At 65.9% G+C, this 26,522-nt stretch carries 25 protein-coding genes and 1 tRNA gene; 17 read left to right on the plus strand and 9 right to left on the minus strand.

All coding sequences use genetic code 11. The features are described from left to right. Positions 1 to 5: 5 nt before the first annotated feature. Together ACQR3T_RS08830 and ACQR3T_RS08835 are read right to left on the minus strand one after the other, a co-directional pair. Positions 6 to 620 (minus strand): ribonuclease H family protein, encoded by a 615-nt coding sequence (locus ACQR3T_RS08830; protein WP_428693147.1) that lies wholly within the window; start codon positions 618 to 620, stop codon positions 6 to 8. A 112-nt stretch (positions 621 to 732) separates the two neighbouring features. Then, a complete protein-coding gene (locus ACQR3T_RS08835; protein WP_032378571.1) occupies positions 733 to 1,926 on the minus strand; it encodes an MFS transporter in 1,194 nt (397 codons plus the stop codon). A gap of 122 nt (positions 1,927 to 2,048) precedes the next feature. Here ACQR3T_RS08835 and ACQR3T_RS08840 point away from each other — a divergent pair, with 122 nt between their 5' ends. The 5 genes from ACQR3T_RS08840 to ACQR3T_RS08860 all read left to right on the plus strand — a co-directional run bounded on the left by ACQR3T_RS08840 (position 2,049) and on the right by ACQR3T_RS08860 (position 6,624). After that, the gene (locus ACQR3T_RS08840; protein WP_428693148.1) at positions 2,049 to 2,981 is read left to right on the plus strand and encodes a DNA-3-methyladenine glycosylase family protein; all 933 of its coding nucleotides are present in this window, start codon (positions 2,049 to 2,051) and stop codon (positions 2,979 to 2,981) included. 51 nt (positions 2,982 to 3,032) lie between these two features. Then, positions 3,033 to 3,977 carry an aldo/keto reductase gene (locus ACQR3T_RS08845; RefSeq protein ID WP_428693149.1) on the plus strand — a complete coding sequence of 315 codons (945 nt, stop codon included), beginning with the start codon at positions 3,033 to 3,035 and terminating at the stop codon, positions 3,975 to 3,977. Between the two features lie 85 nt (positions 3,978 to 4,062). Continuing rightward, positions 4,063 to 5,316 carry a multidrug effflux MFS transporter gene (locus tag ACQR3T_RS08850; protein ID WP_032378574.1) on the plus strand — a complete coding sequence of 418 codons (1,254 nt, stop codon included), beginning with the start codon at positions 4,063 to 4,065 and terminating at the stop codon, positions 5,314 to 5,316. A gap of 10 nt (positions 5,317 to 5,326) precedes the next feature. Next, a complete protein-coding gene (locus ACQR3T_RS08855; protein ID WP_052070774.1) occupies positions 5,327 to 5,842 on the plus strand; it encodes a DUF309 domain-containing protein in 516 nt (171 codons plus the stop codon). Between the two features lie 56 nt (positions 5,843 to 5,898). After that, on the plus strand, positions 5,899 to 6,624 hold the full coding sequence (locus ACQR3T_RS08860; RefSeq protein WP_155293203.1) for a hypothetical protein: 726 nt from the start codon (positions 5,899 to 5,901) through the stop codon (positions 6,622 to 6,624). On the opposite strand, the gene ACQR3T_RS08865 is transcribed toward ACQR3T_RS08860, so the two are convergent. After that, a complete protein-coding gene (locus ACQR3T_RS08865) occupies positions 6,602 to 7,366 on the minus strand; it encodes a deoxyribonuclease IV (RefSeq protein ID WP_032379378.1) in 765 nt (254 codons plus the stop codon). The two genes, ACQR3T_RS08860 and ACQR3T_RS08865, sit on opposite strands and share 23 nt — an antisense overlap. Before the next feature lie 75 nt (positions 7,367 to 7,441). Between ACQR3T_RS08865 and ACQR3T_RS08870 the strand changes: the two genes are divergently transcribed. The 5 genes from ACQR3T_RS08870 to ACQR3T_RS08890 all read left to right on the plus strand — a co-directional run bounded on the left by ACQR3T_RS08870 (position 7,442) and on the right by ACQR3T_RS08890 (position 15,143). Next, positions 7,442 to 8,176, plus strand: a complete 735-nt coding sequence (locus tag ACQR3T_RS08870; RefSeq protein ID WP_032378575.1) for an ABC transporter ATP-binding protein — start codon at positions 7,442 to 7,444, stop codon at positions 8,174 to 8,176. A 53-nt stretch (positions 8,177 to 8,229) separates the two neighbouring features. Further along, on the plus strand, positions 8,230 to 10,752 hold the full coding sequence (locus tag ACQR3T_RS08875; protein ID WP_032379379.1) for an ABC transporter permease: 2,523 nt from the start codon (positions 8,230 to 8,232) through the stop codon (positions 10,750 to 10,752). Positions 10,753 to 10,932: 180 nt separating this feature from the next. Then, positions 10,933 to 13,473 (plus strand): alpha/beta fold hydrolase, encoded by a 2,541-nt coding sequence (locus ACQR3T_RS08880; RefSeq protein WP_428693150.1) that lies wholly within the window; start codon positions 10,933 to 10,935, stop codon positions 13,471 to 13,473. A 102-nt stretch (positions 13,474 to 13,575) separates the two neighbouring features. Beyond that, positions 13,576 to 14,508 (plus strand): alpha/beta fold hydrolase, encoded by a 933-nt coding sequence (locus tag ACQR3T_RS08885; RefSeq protein WP_428693151.1) that lies wholly within the window; start codon positions 13,576 to 13,578, stop codon positions 14,506 to 14,508. After that, positions 14,505 to 15,143 carry an LON peptidase substrate-binding domain-containing protein gene (locus ACQR3T_RS08890; RefSeq protein ID WP_032378578.1) on the plus strand — a complete coding sequence of 213 codons (639 nt, stop codon included), beginning with the start codon at positions 14,505 to 14,507 and terminating at the stop codon, positions 15,141 to 15,143. The genes ACQR3T_RS08885 and ACQR3T_RS08890 overlap by 4 nt, the downstream gene beginning before the upstream one ends. A gap of 53 nt (positions 15,144 to 15,196) precedes the next feature. On the opposite strand, the gene ACQR3T_RS08895 is transcribed toward ACQR3T_RS08890, so the two are convergent. Further along, positions 15,197 to 15,270 (minus strand) — tRNA-Met (locus ACQR3T_RS08895). A gap of 73 nt (positions 15,271 to 15,343) precedes the next feature. Here ACQR3T_RS08895 and ACQR3T_RS08900 point away from each other — a divergent pair. Further along, the gene (locus ACQR3T_RS08900) at positions 15,344 to 16,123 is read left to right on the plus strand and encodes an enoyl-CoA hydratase/isomerase family protein (protein WP_428693152.1); all 780 of its coding nucleotides are present in this window, start codon (positions 15,344 to 15,346) and stop codon (positions 16,121 to 16,123) included. On the opposite strand, the gene ACQR3T_RS08905 is transcribed toward ACQR3T_RS08900, so the two are convergent. Then, positions 16,106 to 16,723 (minus strand): DUF998 domain-containing protein, encoded by a 618-nt coding sequence (locus ACQR3T_RS08905; RefSeq protein WP_428693153.1) that lies wholly within the window; start codon positions 16,721 to 16,723, stop codon positions 16,106 to 16,108. The genes ACQR3T_RS08900 and ACQR3T_RS08905 overlap by 18 nt on opposite strands. Positions 16,724 to 16,825: 102 nt before the next feature. Here ACQR3T_RS08905 and ACQR3T_RS08910 point away from each other — a divergent pair, with 102 nt between their 5' ends. Both ACQR3T_RS08910 and ACQR3T_RS08915 read left to right on the plus strand, forming a co-directional pair. Beyond that, positions 16,826 to 17,389, plus strand: coding sequence for a TetR/AcrR family transcriptional regulator (locus ACQR3T_RS08910; protein WP_428693154.1), 564 nt, complete (start codon positions 16,826 to 16,828; stop codon positions 17,387 to 17,389). Continuing rightward, entirely contained in the window at positions 17,386 to 18,771 is a 1,386-nt protein-coding gene (locus ACQR3T_RS08915; RefSeq protein WP_052070591.1) for an ABC1 kinase family protein, read from the plus strand. Before ACQR3T_RS08910 ends, ACQR3T_RS08915 begins: the two co-directional genes overlap by 4 nt. Positions 18,772 to 18,792: 21 nt before the next feature. Here the strand turns inward: ACQR3T_RS08915 and ACQR3T_RS08920 are convergent, their stop codons facing one another. Next, complete coding sequence (locus ACQR3T_RS08920; protein ID WP_428693155.1) at positions 18,793 to 19,770, minus strand: NADPH:quinone oxidoreductase family protein; 978 nt, start codon at positions 19,768 to 19,770, stop codon at positions 18,793 to 18,795. A 106-nt stretch (positions 19,771 to 19,876) separates the two neighbouring features. On the opposite strand from ACQR3T_RS08920, the gene ACQR3T_RS08925 reads away from it, so the two are divergent. After that, entirely contained in the window at positions 19,877 to 20,563 is a 687-nt protein-coding gene (locus tag ACQR3T_RS08925; protein WP_037152459.1) for a dienelactone hydrolase family protein, read from the plus strand. Continuing rightward, the gene (locus ACQR3T_RS08930) at positions 20,550 to 21,458 is read left to right on the plus strand and encodes an amidohydrolase family protein (protein ID WP_428693156.1); all 909 of its coding nucleotides are present in this window, start codon (positions 20,550 to 20,552) and stop codon (positions 21,456 to 21,458) included. Before ACQR3T_RS08925 ends, ACQR3T_RS08930 begins: the two co-directional genes overlap by 14 nt. Before the next feature lie 21 nt (positions 21,459 to 21,479). Here ACQR3T_RS08930 and ACQR3T_RS08935 read toward each other — a convergent pair whose 3' ends face one another. Both ACQR3T_RS08935 and ACQR3T_RS08940 read right to left on the minus strand, forming a co-directional pair. Then, the gene (locus tag ACQR3T_RS08935) at positions 21,480 to 22,325 is read right to left on the minus strand and encodes a patatin-like phospholipase family protein (RefSeq protein WP_032378583.1); all 846 of its coding nucleotides are present in this window, start codon (positions 22,323 to 22,325) and stop codon (positions 21,480 to 21,482) included. A gap of 29 nt (positions 22,326 to 22,354) precedes the next feature. Beyond that, positions 22,355 to 23,221, minus strand: a complete 867-nt coding sequence (locus ACQR3T_RS08940) for an alpha/beta hydrolase (RefSeq protein WP_428693157.1) — start codon at positions 23,219 to 23,221, stop codon at positions 22,355 to 22,357. A gap of 166 nt (positions 23,222 to 23,387) precedes the next feature. Here ACQR3T_RS08940 and ACQR3T_RS08945 point away from each other — a divergent pair, with 166 nt between their 5' ends. Continuing rightward, a complete protein-coding gene (locus tag ACQR3T_RS08945) occupies positions 23,388 to 24,575 on the plus strand; it encodes an alkane 1-monooxygenase (RefSeq protein ID WP_032378584.1) in 1,188 nt (395 codons plus the stop codon). Between the two features lies 1 nt (position 24,576). Here the strand turns inward: ACQR3T_RS08945 and ACQR3T_RS08950 are convergent, their stop codons facing one another. Further along, positions 24,577 to 25,779, minus strand: a complete 1,203-nt coding sequence (locus ACQR3T_RS08950; protein ID WP_032378585.1) for an ATP-binding protein — start codon at positions 25,777 to 25,779, stop codon at positions 24,577 to 24,579. Positions 25,780 to 26,007: 228 nt separating this feature from the next. Here ACQR3T_RS08950 and ACQR3T_RS08955 point away from each other — a divergent pair, with 228 nt between their 5' ends. Beyond that, positions 26,008 to 26,475, plus strand: coding sequence for an alpha-isopropylmalate synthase regulatory domain-containing protein (locus tag ACQR3T_RS08955; RefSeq protein ID WP_428693158.1), 468 nt, complete (start codon positions 26,008 to 26,010; stop codon positions 26,473 to 26,475). Positions 26,476 to 26,522: the final 47 nt, after the last annotated feature.

The following is a 26,522-nucleotide window of genomic DNA, read 5'->3' on the forward strand; positions in this document are numbered from 1 at the left end:
AACCGTCAGAACAGCGTCGCGATCTCCGGCTCCGAGGACCGCGGAGCTGCGCTCTTGCGGCGCTGGGTCACAGCGGGCACGGCCTCGGCAGGCTCGTCCTCGGCAGGCTTGGTCATGGCAGGCTTGGTCACGGCAGGCTCGGTCACGGCAGGTTCGGTCACGGCCGGCTTGGACCCGGCGTTGGCTCCCGCTGCTGCGATTGCCCTGGCAGCTTCGCCTGCCAAGGCGTCGGCTGCTTCGTTGAAGTGGTTGCCGACGTGTCCACGGACCCACCGGAACCGGACGGGCCCTTCACGATCGGTGATGGCCCGCTCGATGTTCTGCACGAGCTCGAGGTTGCGTACCGGAGTGCCGCTCGCCGTCTTCCAGCCCTTGCGCTTCCAGCCTGCGAGCCACTCGGACGCACACTTGATTGCGTACTGAGAATCGGACTCGATCAACAGCGGTTCGGGGCCGGGGTGCGCCAGCACTGCCTCGAGCAGGGCACGGAGCTCGGCTACCTGGTTGGTGCCCGAGGGCTCGCCACCGGAGTTGCTCGGCCCCGTGTGGTTGACCCACGCCCACCCGATTGCTCCGCCGGGGTTACGCAGACACGAGCCGTCCGTACTCACGATGATCACGGTCTCAGACCCTACGTCGGGCCACCGACAAACTCCGGGTGACTCGCTCACCGCCATCGAGTTACTTGGTGATCGTCTGCGCTGTGCTGAGAACCGATCTCGGCGAACCGGGTCACGACGTGCTGGTACCCGTGGCCCTTCGGCCGTCGAGGGTGAGCAGCACGAACGCCACCGCTGCCAGCGCCGCGATCAGCGCCGAGAACACCAGCCCCGCAGTCACCAGGCCCCACTCCGTCGCCGCAGCCCCGGCACCGATCACCGGGACCGAAATCGCAACGTAGAGCACGACGAAGAAGGTGGAGGTCACTTCGGCGCGCCGGTGCGGCGGAAGCTGCGCACCGATCGCGGCCATCCCGTTGCTGAACGTCACGCCCTGCCCGATTCCGCAGAGCAGCGCCGCGCACACCAACACGATCAGAGACGTCAGCAGCAACGACGCGGCAAGCAGCACCAGACCGAACACCAAGACCAGGCATCCCCAGCGCTGAGCCGAGGTGGGATCGGCTGCGCGCAGCGTGATCTGGGCGGTCGCGGACGCGGCGAAGACGGCGAACACCACGACACCTGTGATCGCGTGATTGTCGATCCCCAGCACACCGGCGATGAATCCCGGTGAGACGGCGGTGAACAACCCCAGTACCGCGAACCCTGCGAAACCGCCCACCGCAGCGCGCAAGAACGTGCCGCGCACCTCCACCGGAACGGACAGGCGCTGCACGTGCGGACGCGCACCGGCGACGACTCGGACGGTTTCGGGCGCGAAGTACACCGCGACTGCAGCTACGAGTAGCAGCGCGATGTCGACGAAGAACGTCAGCCGCAAGGGCTGCGGCAGGTATTCCACCAACAGACCTGCCACCAGCGGCCCGAGACCCAGACCTCCGATATTGGCAGCCGTGGCGATCGCCGGAGCCCGATCACGCCACGAGTCGGGAACCAGTTCGAGCAGGGTCACCGTGGCGGTACCCACGAAGATCCCGGCCGAGACACCGGACAACACGCGCCCGATCACCAGGGCCGTCAGTGAGTCCGCGGTCACGAACACCACGGCACTGACGAGACCGAAAGCGATCGCCGCCAACAACATCGGACGTCGACCGAGCGAATCGGACCAGCGACCGAAGGCCAACAGTGCCCCGAGCACGCCCACGGCGTACGCGGCGAACACCAACGTGACGACGAATACGGAGAACCCGAATTCGACCTCGTACAACGCGTAGAGCGGCGTCGGCATCGTCGTGCCCATCATCGCGACGACGAACGCGAATGCGACCCCGACGAACGATGCTGCCCTCGATCGAGTCACGGTTGTCCTCCTTGTGCGGGTACACGATATTTCCCGTCGACTCCGCCGAGGGTGTTGACTGGGCTCTGCCAGAGATACACCGTCGACGCTGGTCCTGACAGTCCGGGAGGTGACGAACCGCAATGTCCGACGCCACCGGGTCGAGCGGAACCGTACGCGTCGTCACGTCCGAGAAGCGGCTCGACGTGCGGATGTCGCTGTCGCCGTTGCGTCGGGGCCGCGGCGATCCCACCTACGAGTCGACGCCGGACGGCGGAATCTGGCGCACGTCGCGGATGAAGTCGGGTCCGGTGACCTACCGTCTGACCCAAGCGTCGCCGACCAGCGTCCAGGCCCGAGCATGGGGCCCCGGCGCACTCGAACTGTTGGACGCGGTGCCCGCGCTGCTCGGCCACGGCGACGACGCCAGTACATTCGCACCGGAGCACCCAATTCTGCGAGAGGCACACCGGCAGTTGCCGCAGCTGCGTCTCGGCCGAACCGACCTGGTCCTCGAGGCGTTGATCCCGGCGATCATCGAGCAACGCGTACACGGTATTTCGGCGTTCGGTTCGTGGCGCTACCTGGTGAGCAAGTTCGGCGAGAGCGCACCGGGGCCGACTCCCAAGCCGATGTTCGTCTTCCCCACACCCGACGTGTGGCGTCGTATTCCCTCGTGGGAGTACCACCGCGCCAACGTCGACCCGGCCCGGTCGAAGACCATCGTCCGCGCCGCGCAGGCGGCCGGACGCCTGGAGGAGGCGTCGACGATGACGCCCGAGGATGCGCAACGCAGGCTGCGGGCGATCCCGGGCGTCGGTATCTGGACCGCGGCAGAGACCGCGCAGCGTGCCCTGGGGGATCCCGACGCGTTGTCGGTCGGCGACTATCACCTGGCTGCGGTGGTGGGTTGGTCGCTGTTGGGCAGGCCCATCGACGACGCCGAAATGGTCGAGTACCTGCGGCCCCTGGCTCCGCATCGGCATCGCGCGATTCGCTTGCTGTACCTGAGCGGGAAGGCCACCAAGCCGAAGTTCGGTCCGCGAACCGCTCTGGTGGATCACACGTGGCACTGAGCCCTCGGCTGCTCGTACAGTCGAGTTGTTCGCCAACGTAAGGAGTACTTCGTGGTTGCCATCGGCACGTCCGATCTCGACATCTTTCCGCTCGCCCTCGGCGGGAACACCTTCGGCTGGACCAGCGACGAGGCTGCGTCCTTCGAGATTCTCGACGCCTTCACCGCCGGTGGAGGCAACTTCGTCGACACCGCCGACTCGTACTCGGCCTTCGCCGACGGCAACTCCGGCGGCGAGTCGGAGACGATCATCGGCAAGTGGACCAACGCTCGTGGCAACCGCGACGACGTGGTCATCGCCACCAAGGTCAGCCAGCATCCCGACTTTCGCGGGCTGGCCCCGGGCAACATCCGAGCGGCCGCCGACGCGTCGTTGACTCGGTTGCAGACCGACCACATCGACGTCTACTACGCGCACTACGACGACGACAAGACCCCGCTGGTGGAGTCCCTCGCCGCGTTCGACGAGTTGGTCACGGCTGGCAAGGTTCGCTATGTCGCCATCTCGAACTACACCCCGGCGCGGGTGCGCGAGTGGCTCGAACTGGCGAAGGAGAACGGGTTCGCCGCTCCGATCGCGCTGCAACCGCACTACAACCTGGTCGCCCGCCGCGACTACGAGGGAGAACTGCAGAAGCTGGCCGTCGATCACAACCTCGGCGTGTTTCCCTACTTCTCCCTCGCTGCCGGATTCCTGACGGGCAAGTACCGCACCCGCGAGGATTTGGCCGGCCAACAGCGCGAGCGGCTGACCACGGGATACTTCTCCGATGCCGGGCTCGAGGTGGTGCAGGGTCTGCGTGAGATCGCCGAATCGCGATCCGCGGAGATTTCGAGCGTTGCTCTGGCCTGGCTGCTGGCTCGTCCGGGTATCACGGCGCCCATTGCCAGTGCGAGCAAGATTTCTCAGCTGCCCGCCCTGCTCGACGCACCGGCTTTGGCTCTGACCAGTCAGGAAGTCGAGAAACTGACGGTTCTGTCCGACGCCGTGGCATAGAACACGAAAGTTGTAGTCAGCAACCGGGAACAGAACGAGTTCCCCGGTTGCTGACTTTCGGGTGGCCCCAGCAACGAACACGTCAGTGACGAACTCGACCGCCCCGACGACCACGACCGAGCCGACATCGCGGGAACGCCTGCGGGTGATCCTCGTACTCGGCGCGCTCATCGCCCTCGGTCCGCTGACCATCGACATGTACCTGCCGGCTCTACCGGCCATCGCCGACGACCTGAACACTCCGTCGTCCGCCGTGCAGCTCACGCTCGCCGGCACGTTGGTCGGGCTCGCCCTCGGCCAACTCGTCATCGGGCCGCTGTCGGACATCGTCGGGCGACGGCTTCCCCTGATCGTCGGTACCGGCGTGCACATCCTCGCTTCCGTGGCCTGCATCGTGGCCCCGAACATCGCCGTGCTCGGTGGCTTACGCGTCGTGCAGGGTCTCGGAGCTGCGGCGGCAGCGGTGGTGGCCATGGCCATCGTGCGCGATCTGTTCACCGGCCGCGCTGCCGCCACCGTGCTGTCGCGTCTGATGCTCGTCATGGGCGTCGCGCCCGTGCTGGCTCCGTCGCTCGGCGGTGCCGTGCTGCTGGTCGGATCATGGCGTCTCGTCTTCGCAGCGCTGGCGATCCTGGGCGTCGGACTGTTGACGCTGGCGATCATGTCGCTGCGCGAGACCCTGCCGCCCGAGCGTCGTCGAGCCAGCGGCGTCATGCCGGTGCTGCGCACCTACCGCTCGCTGCTGCGTGACGCCCAGTTCGTCGTACTCGTCCTGGTCGCCGCACTGGCGATGTCGTCGCTGTTCGCCTACGTGGCGGGGTCGTCGTTCGTGCTGCAGGAGGAGTTCGGCCTCGACGAGCAGCAGTTCGCGATCGTCTTCGCTGCAGGCGCGATCTCCCTGATCGGCGCGTCCCAGCTCAACGTCCTGCTGCTCGGACGCTTCGCACCGGTACAGATCGTCCTGTCGGCACTGTCGTTCGGCGTCGTCGCGGGCGGCGTCATGGTGGCATTGGCAGTGACCGGGACCGGCGGTATGGCGGGATTCGTCGTCCCGCTGTGGTTCGTGCTCGGGGCCGTCGGATTCGTGATGCCCAACGCTCCCGCACTCGCCCTGTCTCGGCACGGTGAGGCCGCCGGTGGTGCTGCTGCACTCCTCGGAGCGGCGCAGTTCGGTCTCGGTGCCATCGTCGCCCCGATCGTCGGCGCACTCGGAAACGATGCGGTGGCCGTGTCCACAACGATGGTCGTGACGTCCGCTGCAGCACTGATCGCCCTGGGTGTCATCACCGCGCGGTCGTCTGCGCGGCAACCGGCCGAGGGAGTGGCACCCACCCACTAGGGTGACCGCCATGACCGAACGCGAGCGCGATGCGCGCGGTAAACCCCTCAATGCCAGGCCTCGCGACGGTCTCGGGCGGCCACTCGCGCGCGGTGGAAGCGGAATCCCACGCGTGCCCGACGACGTACGACTTCCGCCCGGCGCAGCTCTCGTCGAGTCGCAGAAGTTTCTCGATGCGAACATGCCGTTCCACGCCCACGAAGTACTCGAGGGCACGTGGAAGAGCTGCCCGACCGACGAGCGTCCCTTGTGGCAGGGTCTCGCCCAACTCGCCGTCGGACTGACGCACCTTTTGCGCGGCAATCGCATCGGTGCCGCGTCGCTGCTCAGGCAGGGACACGATCGCTTGATCGGCTTCGAAGTCGACCCTCCGCACAGTGTCGACGTCAGCGGCCTGTTGGCCTGGTCCGAAGGGCTGCTCGACGACCTGGAGACCGGAACCCTGCCGGTCTCCCCCGGCATTCCGATGCTGCGCGCCGCCGAGCCGCGCCGGGGTGTGCTGGCACCCGATTCCGGCTCGAGCTAGCCTTGGCGAATTAGGTAAGGCTAGGACAATCTGCACCGGAAGTGGGGTTCGTCGGCGTGACCGTGTTCGCACCGCTGAGAGTCGCGCGACAGGGACTCTCAGGCGGGGAGACCATCAGCCCAGCTCAGCTCGGACGCACCCTGTGCACCGAGGTCGCCGAACAGGTTCCGTACTGGGTTGCCGTGTTGACCCCCGCCGAGCGGCCTCTGCTCGACGCCCGATCGGCATCGGGTCGTTCCGAGCAGGCTTCGGTGACGCTCGAAATGCCCCAGAGCCCTCACCACCCCCATGCCCTGCTGCTCGCGGCGCTCGGGTCGGCGGTGTGTACGTGGCAGAGGAACAATCGCCGTGGCTCGTCGGCCGGCGTGCTGGTGGATCTGGATCTCGACGCCACGAGCGCAGTGCACCCGGTTCGCCTCCCCGCCGTCCACACCGACGCGCTCGCCGTGCCCGCGCACGGCCAGAACCTCGTCGACGATGTCTCCAGGAAACTGGACTCGGTGCCGAACGGCGGCCGCGATTACGCACTCACCCGCAACTATCCCGCGCTCGCATCACGCGCAGGGGCGCAGATCATCGTGCGTGACCACACATCGGCGGAGCCGAAGGACGGGTACGCGATCGATGTCAGGATTGCCGTCACGGACGCCGGTACCACGGTGGCACGGGTCAGCTGGGCCGGCGAGTTGCAGGGAGTCGACGAGCTGGTTCGACTGTGGTCGGTAGCCGTCCATCACCTGACAACGATCGCAGCTGCGGCTACAGGCTCTTCAGCAGCCTGACGTCGTCCTCGATGCCTTCGGGTGGCGTCTCGAGAATCACCGGCGCGTCGGCGGCCAATGCGACGGCGGTCAAGATCTCGGCGTCGATGGTTCCGGTGCCGAGGTTCGCGTGTCTGTCCCTGGCCGAGTCGAACTCGTCGCGCGAGTTGTTCAGGTGCACCAGATCGATTCGTCCGGTGATGGCCTTGATGCGGTCGACGACGTCGACGAGATCCTCGCCCCCGGCCCACGCGTGGCAGGTGTCGAGGCAGAAGCCGGCACCGAACTCGCCGATCGCATCCCAGAGCCGGGCGATGTCGTCGAAGTGACGCGCCATCGCCGAATCCCCACCCGCGGTGTTCTCGACGAAGATCGGCACCGCGAAGCCGCCCTGCTCGGCCTGACGCTCGAAGAGCTTGCGCCAGTTGTCGATTCCCTTGGCGGTGTCCTCGCCCTCGCGGACGTGGCCGCCGTGGACGACCAGCCCGATGGCCCCGATCTCGGCTGCAGCAGCTGCCTGCTCGACGACGGCCTTCCTGGACGGGATGCGAATCCGATTGTTCAAGCTCGCGACGTTGAGCACGTACGACGAGTGCACCACCACATCGACCGAGCCGGCCAGCAGAGCCTCGCCCTGCGGGTGTGGTTCGAGCTTGTTCCACTTCTGCGGATCGGTGAGAAACATCTGGACGAGATCGACGCCGAGCGCCTCGGCGGTACCGAGAGGGTCGGTGCTGTCGCGGACGTGTGCTCCGATGCGCATGGCGTCCATCATAGGGGTCGTGTTCAGGGTCTCCCCTGATAGCAACCGGCGCAGAACACTGAAACACTGGAGCGTATGAGCGACATTGCCGCGCGCGCGGTCGACGTATCGAAGGTCTACGGTTCCGGGGACACCCAGGTGCACGCACTGTCCGGGGTGAGCGTCGAGTTCGCTCGCGGAGAATTCACCGCCATCATGGGCCCGTCGGGTTCGGGCAAGTCCACCCTCATGCATTGCCTGGCCGGATTGGATACCGCTTCGTCGGGCACGGTGACCATCGGAGACACCGAGCTGACGGCGCTCTCCGACAAGGAGATGACCGGATTGCGCAGGGACCGAATCGGATTCGTGTTCCAGGCGTTCAATCTGGTGCCCACGCTGACCGCGCTGGAGAACATCACCCTGCCGCTCGACATCGCGGGGCGCGCCCCGGATCAGGGGTGGCTCGACACCGTCGTCGACCGACTCGGCCTCCGCGATCGCCTCGATCACCGCCCCAGCGAACTCTCGGGCGGGCAGCAACAGCGAGTGGCGTGCGCCCGCGCGCTCGCCGGCCGACCCGACATCGTGTTCGGCGACGAGCCAACCGGCAACCTGGATTCTCGCTCCTCCGGCGAGGTGTTGTCGATTCTGCGCACTGCCGCAGACGAATTCGATCAGACCGTCGTCATCGTCACCCACGATCCACGCGCGGCCAGCTACGCCGACCGCGTCGTGTTCCTCGCCGACGGTGCCGTCATCGATCAGCTGAACTCGCCCACGGCCGACGCCGTACTCGAGCGGATGAAGAAGCTGGAAACGGTCCGATAATGGCGCATTCCGTCTCCAACAAGACTCCTCGACACAAGCCGGCGGGCAATCCCATGCGCAAGGTGTCACTGAGAAACCTTGCTGCACACAAGGTTCGATTGGCACTGACGGTGCTGTCCGTGGTCCTGGGCACCGCATTCGTCGCTGGTTCGTTCGTGTTCACCGACACCCTCCAGCGCACCTTCTCGTCACTGTTCGCCGATACCGCACAGGGCGCAGACGTACGGGTGAGCCCCGAGGACGCGCGCTCGAGCGGGGTGCCCAACGAGGACATCGCCGCGATCTCGGCCCTGCCGAACGTGCGCGCCGTATCGCCGTACGTCGGCGGACAGCTCGTGCTGCTCGGCTCCGACGGTGCCGCCGTGCAATCCGGCGGGGCACCGACCATCGGCGAGTCCTACCTCCCGGAAGACCAACGACTGGGCGATCCGACCACCTTCGTCGACGGCTCGGCTCCCACCGCTCCCGGTCAGGTCGCCATCAATGCCGGCGGTGCCGAGCGCGCCGGGTTGAAGGTGGGCGACGCCACCCAGGTGCTCGTGCCGTCCAAGGGCATCACCGATATCACGATTTCCGGAATCTATTCCACTGCAACAGAATCCGGCGGCTACATCGGAATCCAGTTCGTGCAAAGCGAGGCGAACGAGTTGTTCACCGACGGGGCCCACGTGCAGTACATCGACGTCGCGGGCAACGATCTCACCGCACAGGGGCTCACGCAGAGCGATCTGCGGGACGAGATTTCCGCGGCGCTCCCCGGCCTGAAGGTGCAGACGGCCGCGGACGTACAGGAAGAGACCCAAGCCGAGGTGGAGTCGGCCCTGTCGTTCATCAACTACTTCCTGCTCGCCTTCGGCGGAATCGCACTGCTCGTCGGTACCTTCATCATCTACAACACGTTCTCGATGATCGTTGCCCAGCGAGTCCGTGAGCTGGCGCTGCTGCGGGCCATCGGGGCCAGCCGCGGCCAGGTCAGCCGCTCGGTGGTACTCGAAGCACTCGTCGTCGGCGTCATCGGCAGTGTCCTCGGCTTCGCGGGCGGAGTCGGGCTGGCCTACGGCCTGCGTGCTCTGCTCAACGCCTTCGATCTGGGATTGCCGTCGGGTCCACTGGCACTCGAACCCCGCACCGTCGCCGTCGCCTTCGCGGTCGGCATCATCGTCACCGTCCTGAGCGCATACGCACCGGCGCGTCGAGCAGCCAAGATTCCGCCGGTCGCCGCGATGCGCGAGGAGTTCGCCTCGGCCGGCGACACCCTGCGCACTCGGACGTTCGTGGGCGTCGGGCTGGGAATCGCCGGTGCGGCTGCACTGGTCATCGGCGCACAGTCGACCGGCGGAGCCGCGGCCGCGACGGTCGGGGCAGGTGCAGTCGCACTCATCGTCGCCACCGCACTGGCCGCGCCGTCCCTGTCGCGGCCCATCGTCGGTGCACTCGGTGCCGTCATCACCCGTCCGTTCGGAGCGATAGGACGGCTGGCCAGGACCAACTCCGTGCGCAACCCGCGTCGCACCGCGGCCACCGCCTTCGCTCTGATGCTCGGCCTCATGCTCGTCACCGTCATTGGCGTACTGGGATCCACTGCGAAAGCCAGCGTCGATTCGCTCGTCGACACCGGTGTGGAGGCCGACTACATCCTCTCGGGCCCCCAGTCGATCGGCGTTCCGACCGGTGCCACCACAGCAGCGCAACAAGTGAACGGCGTCGACCGAACCGCAGTTCTGCACCCGGTGTTCGTCACGATCGCCGGCGAGGAGGAGTACGGAGCCGCCATCGACGGTTCGCCGGAAGGCCTGCTCGATCTGTCGATGGTCAAGGGCACGGCAGACCTCGACAGCAACGGCTTCTCGGTATCGGAAACCGAGGCCGCCGGCCGCGGATGGACCGTGGGCACCCAGGTCACCTTCGACACCGTCGACGGGGCTTCGGTGCCGGTCACCGTCACCGGGGTGTTCACCGACAATCCGCTGATCGGAAACTGGATCGTCTCGGGCGACATCTATCAGAAAGTGACGCCGTCCATCACGCGGTCGGATCTTCTGGTGCTCGTCAAGGCCGTGCCGGGAACCGATCTCGGTACCCTTCGCACCGACCTCGAGGCCGCCACCAAGCCGTTCGTCGTCGTGCAGGTTCAGGACGTCGAAGAGTTCAAGGGCAGCCAGGGACAACAGATCGACACCCTGCTCGCCGTGCTGTATGGATTGTTGGCACTGGCCGTCGTCATCGCCGTGCTCGGCATCGTCAACACGCTGGCCCTGTCCGTCGTGGAGCGTCGGCGAGAAATCGGGATGCTGCGGGCCATCGGAATGCAGCGTCCACAGGTTCGTCGCATCATCTACCTCGAGTCGTTGCTCATCGCGCTGTTCGGCGCGATCGTGGGCGTCGTCCTCGGCATCGCCTTCGGCTGGGGATTCGTGCAGACCCTGCGCGACGAGGGCCTGGGGACCATGACCGTCCCCTGGGGTCAGGTGGCGTCCATGTTGGTGGGATCTGCCGTCGTAGGAGTACTGGCCGCACTGTGGCCTGCTGTGCGGGCGGCTCGCACGAAGCCTCTGGAGGCGATCGCAGACCTCTAATGCTCCCGAACCCGACCGGGCATTTCGCAACGACACCTATTTGTTGTGAAATGTCCGGTTTTTGGGTTGCGCCGAAAGGTGATGCACGTCTACCTTTGAGACGGTAAAACAGTCTTCAAGTAGGTTTGCAGTCCGCAAACCAACTCTGTCATCACGGGTCGGGCTCGTGCAAGGAGAATCATGTCGGTTCAAGACATCGATGCACCCACCCGTCCCGCACTGGCCCCACTGTGCCGGCCCGAGAGCCGCGACACACTGATGGCGCGCTACCGGGAAGTCGCTCACGTTCTGCCGAACGCTGTTGCACTCTCCGTAGGCGGAACCTCGCTCACCTTCGACGAACTGCTGCACCGCGCATACTCGCAGGCCCGGAAGATCGCCACCCTCTTCCCCGGGGACTCTCGGCCGCTTGCCGTCGATACCGACGACACTCCGATCTCGATCGTGCTGATGCTGGCCGTCGTCGCCTCCGGTCACCCTCTCGTGCCGCTCGATCCCATGCTTCCCGCCGAGCGCCGCGCCACGATCGTCGACCGAGCCGGTGCGACGGCGATCGACGCCGCCACCGTTGCCGAGACCGTGGATTCCTGCATGCCACTACCGACGCTGTCGGGCGATCACACCGCGGTGATCAACTACACCTCGGGATCGACAGGCACCGCCAAGGGCGTGATCCTCAGCCATCGCATGTGTCTGACCAAGGCATACGAGGTCGCCACCGCGTTGTCGGTCGGCCCGCACGATCGCATCGGAAATTCGCTGCCGGTCAGTTTCGGTGCCGGGTTGAACACACTCTTCGCAGGGCTGCTCAGCGGTGCCGCGGTCCACTGCCGAGACCCTCGGTCGGGTGTCCCGTCCGACACCGCCGAATGGATCGCCGAGCGTTCACTGACCACACTGCACTGCTCCTCGTCACTGCTGCGCACGATCGCCGCAGCCGACCACGGGCAGGCTGCCGTGCCCAGTCTGCGCGTGGTCACCACGTACGGCGAGTCCCTGCATTCCGACGACGTCGACAATTTCAGGAGAATGTTCGACGGGCGTGCCACGGTCGTGAACTGGTACGCGACCACAGAGGCCGGTGCCGTCGCCTACAGCGAGTTCCCACCGGAGCGGACGCTGCCGTCCGGCTTCCTGCCGGCCGGAAGGCCCATTCCCGGCAAGCTCGTCGAGGTCGTCACCACCGACGGCTCGGTGTGTGTGCCCGACGCGATCGGCGAAGTCCGAGTGACGTCGACCTGCCTGGCCGACGGTTATCTCGGCAACGCAGGCCTGGATTCCGAACGATTCGCCGCTCTCGACGATGGCCTGTTCCGGTACCGAACCGGCGATCTGGGGCGTCTGGACGAACACGGGACGCTGCATCTGGCCGGACGCATCGACGACGCCGTCAAGGTTCGCGGCTACCTGGTCGAGCCGGCCGAGATCGAGGCAGCTCTGCGAGCCATGCCGGAGATCGACGAGGCCGCGGTGATCGGCAGACACTCGGGTACCGACACCGACCTGGTGGCCTACGTGTGCTCGGCGGGATCGGCCAAGCGTCCCTCCGTCGGCGAGATCAGAGCGTCGCTGCGCCGGACCCTGCCGGAATGGATGGTGCCCACGCACATCGTCGCGCTCGACGCGATGCCGCGCAACGAACGCGGCAAGCTCGATCGCATGGCATTGCCCGAGCCCGCGGATCGACGGGTCGAGCGAACAGCGGTCGGGCCGACCGAATACATCGTCGCCGAGGCTGCGCGGGCCGCCATCGGTCTGGACTCCATCGGCCGAGACGAGGACTTCCTGGCTCTCGGCGGTAATTCGCTGACGACAACGGCGATGCTGGCCCAACTGCGGGAGGGGTTGAAGGTCGATCTCACGGCGGAGGACGTGTTCGCGGCGACGACCGTTCGAACTCTCGCTACGACGGTCGATGCCCGCCTGCGAGACGCGGCCACCGTTCGTCGACGCACGTCCGGCGAACACGATGTGCTGGTGCCTCTGCGCACCGAGGGCAGCAAGGCACCGATCTTCCTGATCGGCGGAGCCGGCGTCGGCGCGATGGCATTCCTCAAGCTCGTCAAGCACATCGACGACGACCATCCGGTGTACGCATTGCAGGCGCACGGCCGGGGTAAGCGCGGACGACCGGACCGCACCATCCGGCGAACCGCGAGGCGGTACGTCGACGCGATACGCACCGTCCAGCCCGAGGGACCGTTCCATCTGGTCGGCCATTCGCTCGGCGGGTGGATCGCCATCGCGATGGCCGAGAGAATCCGCGACTGTGGTCTCGGATCTCCGCACCTGCTGCTGTTGGACACCCGACTGTTTCGGCATCTGCTGGACAAGCTGCCCGGCGGTACCGACGTTCCGGCTGCACCTCCGGCCCAGACGCGGGAAGAAGCGGGCTTCCACCTCGGCCGCCTCGGCACGGCCGCTCTGTGGATCCGCATGCAGTTCGCCGGGTTGTTGCGGTACCCGACGACCATGGAATGGTTGGTCTTCGCAAGCATCGGGTACGTGGCGTTGAACAAGCACGTGCCGACTCCGTGGTCGGGCTCGATGACCGTGGTTCGCACAGCGGAGAACGTGAAAGATGCCCGGTCGTGGCAGACAGTTGCTCGTGGTGAACTGACTTTCGTCGACATCAACGGCGATCACGGTGACATGCTGAGCGAACCGATGGCCGAGGAACTGGCCAAGATCATCGACGACACCGTCGGCAGCGGGCGCTGAAGCCCGGCAGCCCGTAGGACGGTCTGTCGCGACAGCGGTACAGCTTGTACGTTTGTGCCAGAAGGCGCGACAGGTCCGAACTATTCGACAGGGAGGCCGACAATGAGTTCATCGTACGAATTGCAGTCCGTGGAACTACACAAGGACGTCCTGCGTTACGTCGACATCGGCGACGGTCCCCCCGTGATCCTCGTGCACGGTCTCCTCGGATCGCATCAATCGTGGGCCCCCCAGCTCGAGCGCCTCTCGCACAAGTACCGGGTGATCGCGCCGGACCTGTTCGGGCACGGCGAGTCCGACAAGCCGACCGGTGACTACTCCCTGAGCTCGCACTCGGCCACCATTCGCGATCTGATGGATCACCTGAAGATCGACTCCGCTCCGCTGGTCGGTCACTCCCTCGGCGGCGGCATCATCATGCAGCTGACGTATCTCTTCCCCGAGCGGGTCGATCGCCTCGCCCTGGTCAGCAGTGGCGGCCTCGGCCCCGAAGTGAGCCTCCTGCTCAAGGCCGCGACGCTGCCCGGCAGCGAGTTGGTACTTCCGCTGCTTGCGTCCGATTGGTTCCGCAAGAACGCCGAGGGCGCACTGTCGCAGCTGGGCAAGTGGGGCCTTCCGGTCGAGCCCGGTCCGAGCATGGCCGAGACCTGGCGATCGTTCCGATCGGTCGCCGACCGCTCCACTCGTGAGGCCTTCCTGGCGTCGACGCGAGCAGTGGTCGGCCCGCGCGGTCAGACCGTAAGCGCCAAACAGCATTTCGAGAAGTTCGAGTCGATTCCGTCTCTGCTCGTCTGGGGCGGTAAAGACCGCATGATTCCCGCCAAACATGCAGACAACATCCGACGCGAGGTGCCCAACAGCCGCGTCGAGATCTTCCCCGATGCCGGCCACTTTCCGCAGCTCGACGAGCCCGATTTCTTCTTCCGACTTCTGGACGAGTTCCTGGACTCGAACGGGCAGGGGAAGGACGTCGCGGCAGGGACCGACGCGCGCGAAGACATCACTCCGGCAGTCATGCCGCTGCAACGCCCGTGAGTGTCATCCCGATGTTCCCGCTCGGGAGCGTGCTGCTTCCCGGCGAACGTCTACCGCTGCACATTTTCGAGCCTCGCTACCAGGCGCTGGTACAAGACTGTCTGAAGCAGGACGACCCGAGCTTCGGCGTTGTGCTCATCGCGCGCGGCCACGAGGCCGGGGGCGGCGACGTTCGACACGACGTGGCGACGGTCGCGCACATAATCGGGCACGAGGCCATCGGTGACGGCAGGTACCTACTCGAGTGTGTCGGCGGCGAACGGATCCGGATCGACGCCTGGCTGCCCGACGATCCCTACCCCTTGGCAGACGTTCGACCGTGGCACGACGAGGACGCCGAGTCGGTGATCGCCGATTCCGAATTCGACACCACCTGGGCGCGGGTCGAGGATCTGTACGAGCTCATCGGCCGACTCGAATCCACCGAAAGCATTGCTACTCCGGGCTTTCCGGACTTTCTGAGCCTGCCGATCTCGGCCGCCGAGAAAATCTGGTCGCTGGCTGCACTGATTCCGATGGGACAGTCCGATCGCCTCGACATTCTGTCGGCACCGGACGCCCGGGCCCGCAAGACGGCACTCGACGACGCCATCGAGAACGTCACGGCCGTCGTACAGTTCAGACTGCAACCCTGATACGTACGAAACACGTCAGGCCCGACACGATGTGTCGGGCCTGACGTATGTAGTAGCGGGGACAGGATTTGAACCTGCGACCTCTGGGTTATGAGCCCAGCGAGCTACCGAGCTGCTCCACCCCGCGCTGTGTGTTCACAACCGTACATGCCATCCCGGCAGTCTCCCAATCGCCTGGTCAACGCTCTACGGTTCTCGGTATGCCCACCGAGTCCTCGCCTGTCCTGTCGTATCCGTTCGATGCCGTCGCACAGATCACGCTGAGCAACCCACCGGTCAACGCGCTGACCCGTCCGGCGACGCGGCGGCTGCATGCCGTTCTGCGAGAACTGGCTCGGGACGCCACAATTCGAGCGGTGGTCCTCACCGGCGAGCGGGTGTTCAGCGCCGGTTCGGACATCTCCGAAATGCCGGATATGCAGAACGACGGCGACGTGCTGGCACGCAAGAGCACCTTCGAGAACGCCACGCTCGATCTGCTGGCCGCACTGCCGCTTCCGACGGTCGCGGCGATCGACGGATTCGCATTGGGCGGCGGACTCGAGATGGCGCTGTGCTGCGATCTCGTCGTCGCCGACGCAGGAGCTCGACTCGGACTGCCGGAGATCGACCTCGGCGTCATCCCCAGCAGCGGCGGATCGATGCGCGCCTTGCGCCGTGTGGGTCAGGCCCGTGCGGCCGAACTCGTCCTGCTCGGCGAGCCGATCACCGCCGAGACCGCGCTCGAGTGGGGTCTGATCAATCGGGTGGCACCGCATGGTGCATCGCTGCCGGTGGCCTTGGACCTGGCGCAGACGCTCGCTCGGAAATCCCGTTCTGCGGTGCACGCGAACAAGCGAGCACTCGAGCTCGCCTTCGGGCCATCCCCGTACGAACCGGCACAACGGGCATTGCCGGTGTTCGAGGAAGCGTTCGGGTCGACGCACGGACGGGAAGGCGTTCGCGCCTTTCTCGCCAAGGAATCACCGAGATTTCGATAGGCGGCTCTGCGCGAGAATTGTTGCGCCGGTGACGATCTCCCAGCCGATGATGGTGTAGACCGAGATCCGCTCGAACGTTCCGCCGCCGAGGATCCCCGTGTCGGCGAGAAACAGGGCCAGACCGGCCAGGCCGACGACCCCCGCAGTGGCGCTACCGAGCGTGTACCAACGCGGCGCTCCGACGCGGCCGCCGTACCGGCCTGCAGCCAGGAGCACCAGGTTTCCGCCGATGATGGCCATACCCGCGCCCGCCGCGTGCGGTGCCGACGCTCCGTCGACCGAGGCATGCGCGAGCCCGACCACGATGCTGCCGACGCCGTGCACAACCGAGGTACCCAGCACGATCCACCGCGCTCGGCCCTCGAACAGCACCGACAATCCGAGGCCGGCAAGAACGAACAGCGTGCCGTCGACCACAAAACCGGTGTTCATCACCGGGTGCCACGGTGAGATGTCCGGAATCCCGAGGTCACTGATGTTGTTGTGCGCGTAGCTGTACGGCCGATCGGTCCAGCCCAGCGCCGCAACCGCTTCGGCGGCCAGATAGGTCAACCCGCCGACGAGAAAGGCTCCAGCGGCCAGGACCGTAGTTCTCTTCACAACTGCAGTATTCACTGCCTGCTCGACCCCAGGGTCATTCCGCAGGCTCCACTCCCGGACCCCCATTTACCCGGCGTGTACCGATTGGTACAGTACCGGCTCATGAGCGATCGCCACGACGTGGTGCCGATACTCGCAGGGGTGTTCCGCGACCACGGGTTCGACGGTTCGTCTCTCGCGGTCATCAGCAGGCAGACCGGCCTGGGGAAAGGCAGTCTCTACCACTACTTTCCGCGCGGCAAGCAGGAGATGGCCGAAGCCGTCCTCGACGACGTGGAGCAGTGGTTTCACCACAACGTGTTCGAGCCGCTTCGGCACGGCACCGATGCCGCGTCGACCACGCACGACATGTTCGAGCAAACCGCCCGCTACTTTCGCTCCAATCGCCTGGTGTGCCTGTTCGGGGCGTTCACACTCGGGCTTGAGCGCGCGGCCTTCTCCGGACGCGTCGCAACACATTTCGCGCACTGGATCGAGGCACTCACCCCGGTACTGAATCGGCTCGGACACGGCGACTCGGCGGCCGAACTGGCCGAGGAGATCGTCGCCGGCATCCAAGGCGCGTTGGTGCTCTCGCGCGCATCGGACGACGAGACGAGATTCGATCGACTGTTGTCGAGGCTGGAAGCATCGGCCGCACGCCTGCCCGCCGGAGTGCACGCATGACCCCCGACGACACGACACCCGAGCCCGCTGTACCCGAAGCCTTGACGCCCGAGCCCGCACCCGAGCTGAGGACCTTCGGGATACGAGAACTGCTGCGGCTGATCGTCATCGGTTCGGTATTGACGTACTTCCAGGTCGTTGCGGTCGGACGCTGGGTTCGTGCGCCCCGACGTGGATGGCCGATACATGCCTCGGAGGCCGTCGTCGACGCGTTCTTCGCTCTCGGACCTACATTCGTCAAAGTCGGGCAGCTCATGGGCTCGTCGCCGGGACTTTTCCCGAAGGTCCTCGCCGATACGTGCCTGCGGTGCCTCGACGAGGTTCCACCGTTCCCCGGCTCGCAGGCACGCGCGGTGATCGAGGCCGACCTGGGCCGCGGAATCGACGATCTGTTCTCCTCGTTCGACGACGTGCCGCTCTCGTCAGCGTCGGTTGCTCAGGTACACCTGTGCGTGCGCCGCGACAACGGACGCGAAGTGGTCATGAAGGTGCAGCGGCGGGGCATCTACCACCGCATGAAGATCGATCTACGCATCGCGTACCTCATCGCCCGCGGGCTGGAGAAGTTCATTCCGTTCTTCGCCACCGCCAATGCGTCGGCCATCATCGTGGACCTGCATGCCGCCACCTTCGCGGAACTGGACAGCGCCGTGGAGGCCAAGCGGCAGGACAGCTTTCGCGCGGCCATCGGTGCGTTCGGAGACAACGAGCACGTCACCGCGCCCGAGGTGTTCCTCGACTACTGCGGCGGCCGCGTCATCTGTATGGAACGCATGCACGGCTCCCCACTCGACCGCTACGAGCCCGGGGAGCAGTCCGAGCTCATCGTCCGCCGAGCGGCCAAGGTCTGGATGGAAGCGCTTGTGCTGCACGGCCTTTTCCACGGCGACGTGCACGCGGGCAACGTGTGGGTGCTCGACGACGGCAGGGTGGCGTTCCTCGACTTCGGAGTCATGGGCGAGGTGGACGAGCAATGGCGCGCGCTGCTACTGGACCTGTTCCATGCCACCGTGATCGACGGCGACTTCACCCGGCTCGCAGGTACCGTCAAGCGCCTGGGAATCGTTGCACCACAGATGGGTTCGGACGCCGAGGTCGGGGCGATACTGCAGTCGGTCTTCGCCCCGATGCTCTCGACGACCCTCGCGCACTTCAGTCTGGCGGACTTCATCCGGGCCCTGGTGAACATGGGCAAGCAGTACAAGACGTCGAGCCCAGAGGAGTTGATCCTGGTGGCCAAGCAACTCGGCTACTTCGAGAGATACGCCATCGAACTCGCACCCAACTGGGCTCTGGGCACCGACCCGTTCGTCTTCAAGAATGTCTTCCCCGCCGAGATAGCCGCCTTGGCCGAGGCGAGGGGCGTCGAACTGCCGGAGTGAACCGGCAGGCCGCACACCCGATCACAGACTGAAGTCGAGCACCACTTTACCTGCGGCAGTGCGGTTTACCAGTGACGCGATGGCCGCAGCGGCGTCGGCAGCCGGGAACACCGAGGGCTCGGGAGCCACGAGGGAACCGTCGGCGAGCAGCGGTTCGATCTCGGCCCACTGGGTGGCGAGGTAACCCGGCCGCGTCATCCACCACGCGCCCCAACCGACGCCGACGACATCGACGTTGTTGAGCAGTAGCCGATTCACCTTGACCGTCGGAATCTCACCACCGGTGAAGCCCAGCACCAGAATTCGACCCGACGGTGCGAGCGATCGGATGCTGTCGGTGAACCGATCGCCGCCCACCGGATCCACGACCACATCGACCCCGCGTCCGCCGGTCAGTTCCTTGACCGCGTCCTTCCACCCGTCGACGAGAACGACGTCGGTGGCTCCGGCGGAGCGGGCGATGTCGGCCTTGGCCTCCGAGCTCACGACGGCGATCACCCGGGACGCACCGAGTACCGGAGCCATCCGCAGCGCGGAGGTTCCAATACCGCCTGCGGCACCGTGCACCAGCACCGTCTCGCCCGCCGCCAACCGGCCGCGTTCACGCAGTGCGAAGTGCACCGTCAAGTCGTTGAACAACAGACCGGCCCCTGCAGTGAGCGATACCGACTCCGGCAGCGCGAACACCGTATCGGGTGAGACCACGGCGACCTCTGCCATGCCGTCGCTCAAGCCCGTCAGCGCCGCGACGCGATCGCCTGCCGAAAAGCCGGACTCCGCCGGAGCCGACCGGACGACACCGGCGATCTCGCTTCCTGGAACGAACGGCAATTCCGGCTTGTACTGGTACAGCCCACGAGTGAGCAGCGCATCGGGAAAGGCGACGCCCGCGGCATGGACCTCGATGACCACCGACCCGTCGCGCGGGGCAGGTTCGTCGATGTCCACCACGCTCACCGAGTCGGGTCCGTCGAGGCTGGAGATCTGTACCGCGCGCATGAATGGTCCTCTCGGTCGGGATCGTTCCCTGCACGCCACCGTACAAAACAGCCGAACTCACCGCGGCTACCGGCATGCGGTACCGGTGATGTGCTCCAATCGAAGGGTGAATACCACTCCCCTCACCGTCGTCCAGCCCGACGGCACCGCCCGTGGCGGCGTCATCGTCATCCAGGAAGCCTTCGGCGTCACCGACCACATCGTCGACGTCTGCAATCGGGTAGCGGCCGCAGGGTGGGTCGCGGTCGCTCCGCATCTGTTCCACCGGCAGGACGGCGTCACCGTGCTCGACTACTCGGACATGGACTCGGCCATGGCGGCCATCGGGAAATTGAAAGCGGACGAGGTGGACTCCGACGTGGACGCGGCGGCGAGTGCGCTCGCCGAACTCGGATTCGAGCCCTCGTCCATCGCGATCGTCGGCTTCTGTATGGGCGGCACTGTCGCGTTCCATACCGCTGTCCGACGGCAACTCGGTGCGGCATCGACGTTCTACGGAGGTGGAATCACGAAAGGCCGCTTCGGTTATCCCGCGATGGACTCGGTAGGCGACGCCCTTCAGACGCCCTGGCACGGATTCTTCGGAGACCTGGACGAGGGCATTCCGTTCCAGGACGTCGAGACGTTGCGCGAGATCACCGCAACGGCCCCCGTCGACACCGAGATCACCCGTTACGCCCACGGCAAGCACGGGTTCCACTGCGACGACCGCCCCGCTGTGTTCGACGCCGACGCCGCGGCCGATGCCTGGGGCAAGACTCTCGAATGGTTCGACGCCCATGTCGCACGCTGAACAACCGCGCTCCGACGCCGAACTTCTCGAAGAGACGGAACGCATCGTCGCCTTCTGGACCGAGCTGTCGTTGCCCGGCCTGTTCGACGTCCACACACACTTCATGCCGAAGAACGTGATGGACAAGGTGTGGAGCTACTTCGACAGTGCCGGGCCGTTGACCGGCAGCGTGTGGCCCATTTCGTATCGCTTTGCCGAAGACCGACGGCTGCAGGTCATTCGCGGGTTCGGGGTGCGCAGGTTCACCTCGATGATCTACCCGCACAAGCCGTCGATGGCGGCGTGGCTCAACTCGTGGGGTGCCGATTTCGCGGCCCGGACTCCCGACTGCCTGCAGACCGCAACCTTCTACCCCGAGGACGGTGCCGCCGAGTACGTCGAGCAGGCATTGACGAACGGTGCCCGAATCTTCAAGTCGCACATCCAGGTCGGCAACTACTCACCGAACGATCCCCTGCTCGACGGCGTCTGGGGCGCACTCTCGGACGCGCAGGTACCCGTGGTGATCCACTGCGGCTCCGGTCCGGCACCCGGCGCCCACACCGGACCGGGTCCGATTTCCGCACTGCTGCAACGGTTCCCGAAGCTGCCGTTGATCATCGCACACATGGGCATGCCCGAGTACGTCGAGTTCCTCGACCTGGCCGATCGCTACGAGAACGTTCGACTGGACACCACGATGGCGTTCACCGACTTCTCGGAGGCGGGCGCACCGTTTCCGAGACACGAGCTGCCACGACTGCTCGATCTGCAGAATCGCATTCTGTTCGGCAGCGACTTTCCCAACATCCCGTATCCGTACCTGGACGCTCTGCACGCAGTGCGCCGACTCGACCTGGGAGACGACTGGGTTCGCGCAGTGTGCTGGGAAAACGGGGCTGCACTGTTCGGCTGAGCACCCAGGCAGAGCAGTTCTCTAGACCCAGAACTCGGCGATACGCTCGGCGATGGCATTGCCCTGCGCTCGTCCGGCCACGGCCGCAGCGGATCGGACGGCGACGTCGGTGGCGTCGGGGCCGATTGCCGCCGACGAATCGGCGTCGGGGGCAACCACTTCCACCTTCGAGCCACCCTTCACCAGCCGCTCTCGTTCGATGTCGAAGGGATCGTGCTCCAGGTCGAGTGCGCCCACCCTGAACACCAGCACCTTCTCGAAACCGACTGCCAGATCCGCGTTTTCGCTCGCGCGGATACCTCCGTCGACGTAACGATGGTCGCCGATCGTCACCGGCGGCCACATTCCCGGGATGGCGCAGCTCGCAGCCACCGCGTCGACCAGCTGCACGCCCGAGCCACGATCGAGTACCCGATGCCGGCCGGTCAGCGCGTCGACGGTGACGATCCGCAGGTCGCGGATCGGCCAGGAGTGCGACGGCAGCCTTCGCTCGATGATGGCCCTGCGCTCACGCTCGGTGATCGTCGAGGCCGCCAGCGCCTCGCTGCCGATGCGTCGGCGAGTGTCGATGGCACTGCCGTCCGAATTCTGGGCCGCCCGAGCCAGCATGGAGACCAGCTCGTCGATGGTTGCCTCGGCGTGCGGCTCGTCGTCCTGTTTCGATTCGTCTGCCTGACGCTCGAACAACTCGGCCAACGTGGCACCGCTCGAGATCTGCGCTGCCACCGAGGACCCTGCCGATGTTCCCAGCAGCATCTCGGCATCGGTGACGTCGGCTCCGGATTCTGCCAATCCCAGTAGGAGACCCGTCTGCCACGCAATACCTGCGACTCCGCCGCCGCCCAATACGAGTGCTCGCCTGGTCATGGCCTTACTCCCTTCATCGAAAAGATCCGTCAGGAACTTACAGCGCTGGTCTGTACTCGCGGACGCAGCCAGGCGATGAGGTCGTCGAGGACGCGCTCCTTCTCCGGTTCGTTGAACACTTCGTGGAACAGCCCGTCGTACTTCTTCAGGGTCAGGTCGTCGGATCCGGCCAGCTCGGCGATGAGTTCGCTGCCCGAGACATCGGCCAATCCGTCCGCGGTTCCGTGCTGAAGCAACACCGGGATCGTCAGCGACGGCAGGCGCGTCGGGAAACTGTCACCGGCACCGAGCATCGCTGCGGCCAGGCCCGCCGAAACGCTGCCGTGGTAGCCCAACGGATCGGCAACGTAGGCGTCGACGACGTTCTTGTCCCGCGAGACCAGGTTGGGGTCGAGCTTCAGTACGGGAGCGGCCGGTACCAGGCGCCCGAGGATCTTGCCCACCGCCACCAGGGCTTTCGGTTGCCCGACGCTGGGAACCACTGCTGGGCCGGACAGCATCAGCCCATCGAGGTCGGCCTGATGGTCGAGGGCGTAGGACAGTGCGATCGCGCCGCCCATGCTGTGGCCGAGCAGGAAAGTGCGCTTGTTCGGGTACTCGTCGGCTGCGATTCCGAACAGTGTGTGCAGGTCGTCGGTGAAGTCGGACCACTTCGCCAATGCCACCCGCTTGCCGCCGGAGCGCCCGTGCCCGCGGTGATCGGGCGCGTAGACGACAAGGCCGAGAGTGCCGAGCCGTTCGATGACGTGCCGGTACCGACCCGCGTGCTCGGCCAGGCCGTGGGCCAGCACGACAACCCCGGTCGGTGTGTTCTCGGCTGCAGTCTCGGGGGTCCACACGTCGTAGACGATTCGGGTTCCGTGGACTCCGGCGAACGACGAATCGACATGCTTCATGCGGTCACCGTACAAGGGTGGCGGGTCGTGCGACGGCCCATCGGCGAACCCGCAAAGATTCGCTCGAGTAACTATCCTGGCCGAGTAGGCGATGTCATTGTGAGACGCCACTACCTCCGAACCTCGGCCCGAGGTTCGGCCACAAACCAGGAGTTACGAATCCAGAATGCGTGATCAGTCCGCCACCAGCACGTCGCCTCGGTGGCGCGACCCCAAGCGCTACCTGTGGCCGCTGGGATTGACGATTCCGTTGAGTCCGTTCCTGGCCTGGGGTCTGGTGACCCTCCTCGGCCCCGGCGCTTTCTGGACCCTCGGCCTGATGATCATGGGCATCGCGCTGCCCCTGGTCGACAAGTTCGCCGGTGTCGACCGCAGCAATCCCCCCGACGAGGCGATCGCCGCGCTGGAGAAGGACCCCTACTACCGGTGGTGCGTCTACCTGTTCCTGCCGCTGCAGTACGCGGGACTCGTTGCCGCCTGCTACCTGTGGGCGCACGGACCGCTGGGGGTTCCCGAGCGAATCGGCCTGGCCATCACCGTCGGCATCGTCGGCGGAGTCGGCATCAACGCCGCCCACGAACTGGGCCACAAGCGTGCCCGCCTCGAACGATGGCTCTCGAAGGTGACGTTGGCACAGACTCTGTACGGCCACTTCTACGTCGAACACAATCACGGCCACCACCTCCGCGTTGCCACCCCGGAGGATCCGGCCTCGGCGAAGTTCGGCGAGTCGTTCTGGAAGTTTCTGCCGCGCACCGTCGTGCACGGCCTGCGATCGGCCTGGGAGCTCGAGTCCCGACGCCTCGCCCGGCAAGGCCTGTCGCGGTGGTCGTTCCGAAACAATCTGTTCAACGCCGCGGCCATGAGCGTCGCGCTGTTCGGCGTACTGATCGCCGTCTTCGGCACCGTGATCGTGCCGTATCTGGTGTTGCAGGCCGCGATCGCCATCGTTCTGTACGAGGCGGCCAACTACCTCGAGCACTACGGGCTGTTGCGTCGGAAGCGGCCGAGCGGGCGATACGGCAAACCGACTCATCGGGACAGCTGGAACAGCGATCACCTGTGGAGCAACCTGTTCCTCTACCACCTGCAACGCCACAGCGATCATCACGCCAATCCGGTGCGCCGCTATCAGGCCCTGCGCACCGTCGACGAGTCCCCGCAGCTACCGGCCGGATACGCCGTGATGATCTTCTGCTCGCTGGTTCCGCCTCTGTGGCGCAGAGTGATGGATCAGCGACTGATCGACTTCTACGACGGTGACGCAGACCTCGTCAACGTCGATCGCTCCGACCCGAGGGCAGTGCGGAAGCTCGAGCAACTGTGCGTCGAGCGAGCCGAGGCGCACCGATAGTTCACACCGCCGCGGGTTCGTCGGTCTGCGCGCGCAGATAGCGACCGAAGTGCGGCACCGTGAATGCGATGGTGCCGCGCTCGGCCGAGTAGATCAGGCCCTTCTTGATCAGGCCGTCGCGGGCCGGGGACAGTGACGCCGGCTTGCGCTTCAGTTCGGTCGCCACCGCCGAGGTCGGCACCGAGCCGTCGTCCACCGACAGTTCGGCCATCGCGCGCATGTATTCACGCTCGGCAGGTGTGGCGCGTTCGTAGCGAGAACCGAAGAATCCGACGGCCAGTTCCTCTTCCGCCGTCGGGGCGGCGACGCGCACGTCCTCGACGGTGATCGGGGTGTCGGCCGCAAGATCCCACGTTGCCTTGCCGTAGGCCTGGACGAAATACGGGTAGCCGTCAGCGGCCGCATACAGCGCATCGAGGGCGTCGGGGGTGAATTCGACGTCCTCTCGATCGGCCGGTGCGATCAGCGCGAGGTCGGCCGCGGCTCGTTCGAGCCGACCGATCCGGTGGTAGCTGAACAGCCGCTCGGAGTAACTCTTGGATGCCGACAGCACCGCAGGTAGGTGCGGCAGGCCGGCACCGACGATGATCAGCGGCGCGGTGTCCTGGCTGAGCTCGTGACAGGCCGCGCACAGTGCGGAGATGTCGGCGGGCCCGAGGTCCTGCATCTCGTCGATGAAGATGGCGATACCCACGCCCACGTCGCCGGCCAGCGCGGAGGCGTCGAGCAGCAGCTCGACGAGGTCGATCTCGATGTCACCGGAGTCGGCGCGGCCGGTCTTCGCTGGGACGTCGATGCCTGGTTGCCATCGCTCCCGCATGCCCTTGTCGGCGGTGGAGCGCAGAGCGAAGGCCTTGAGCACGCCGAGGAATTCGTCGACGCGTTCGGGATCGCGATGCGAGGCCGCGATGCCGCGGACCGCCATGTGCAGCGCCGAGGACAGCGGTCGACGCAGTTCCTGGTCCGGTCGGGCCTCGATCTTCCCGGTTCCCCATCCGCGGGCGATGGCTGCGGACCGGAGCTGATTGAGCAGCACCGTCTTCCCGACGCCCCGCAGACCGGTGAGTACGACACTGCGCTCCGGTCGGCCGCGGGTGATGCGTTCGAGCACGACGTCGAATGCGTCGAGCTGCTTCTTTCGGCCTGCGAGCTCGGGTGGGCGCTGGCCGGCGCCGGGAGCGTAAGGGTTACGCACGGGGTCCATGGGGCCAAAGTTACAACGGATCGAGCGATATATGCGGACATCTAGCTCGTGTCCTAGAGATCTGTATTCACTCGATACTTGCGCGTGGCTGCGACGAAGGACTACTTTCTGGGGTGTGAAGCGCATTCTCGTAGTACGCCGCCGTAGCGGGGTCTGATTCGGACCGACCCCTCGCTGCGGGTCGTCGTGCTCTCTCGGTCCTCCCTTCACATTCGGAAGACCATCCTCATGAATGCACTTGCTTCTTCTTTCGCCACAGATCCGTTCCATGCCCGTTTCGGCTGTGCCCTGCCGCGCACGATGCGCGACGAGAACACCTGGCAACACATGTCGTGGGCGAATTTCGCCGAACGCTTCTCACCCACCACCGGACCACTCCGACTGGGGTCGTGGACTGCCGGCAGGGCAACCGGTGGGAGGACTGCTTACGACGCGACCTTCGGCATCAGCGACACCATCATCACCTGTGCCGCAACGACATACGGGCCGATCGAGGCACTGTCGTCGATGTTGCACGATGCCGGATTCCGCATCGAGATTCTCTCGTTCCACCAGCAGAGCATCGGTTCGGAGACGGCCACCTTCGTGCTGGCCGAGCGTGACGGTCGACGCGAATGGTCGATGGGCATGGATGCCGACGCGACCCTGTCGTCCATCAGGGCAGTCATCGCCGGCGCCAACCTTCTGGATCGGTAGCGCTTTCTTCGCCTGTCTAGTACGTGAGCAAGACAGGCGAAGATCTC

Source organism: Rhodococcus sp. IEGM1428 (genome assembly GCF_050321865.1).
Classification (GTDB): domain Bacteria; phylum Actinomycetota; class Actinomycetes; order Mycobacteriales; family Mycobacteriaceae; genus Rhodococcoides.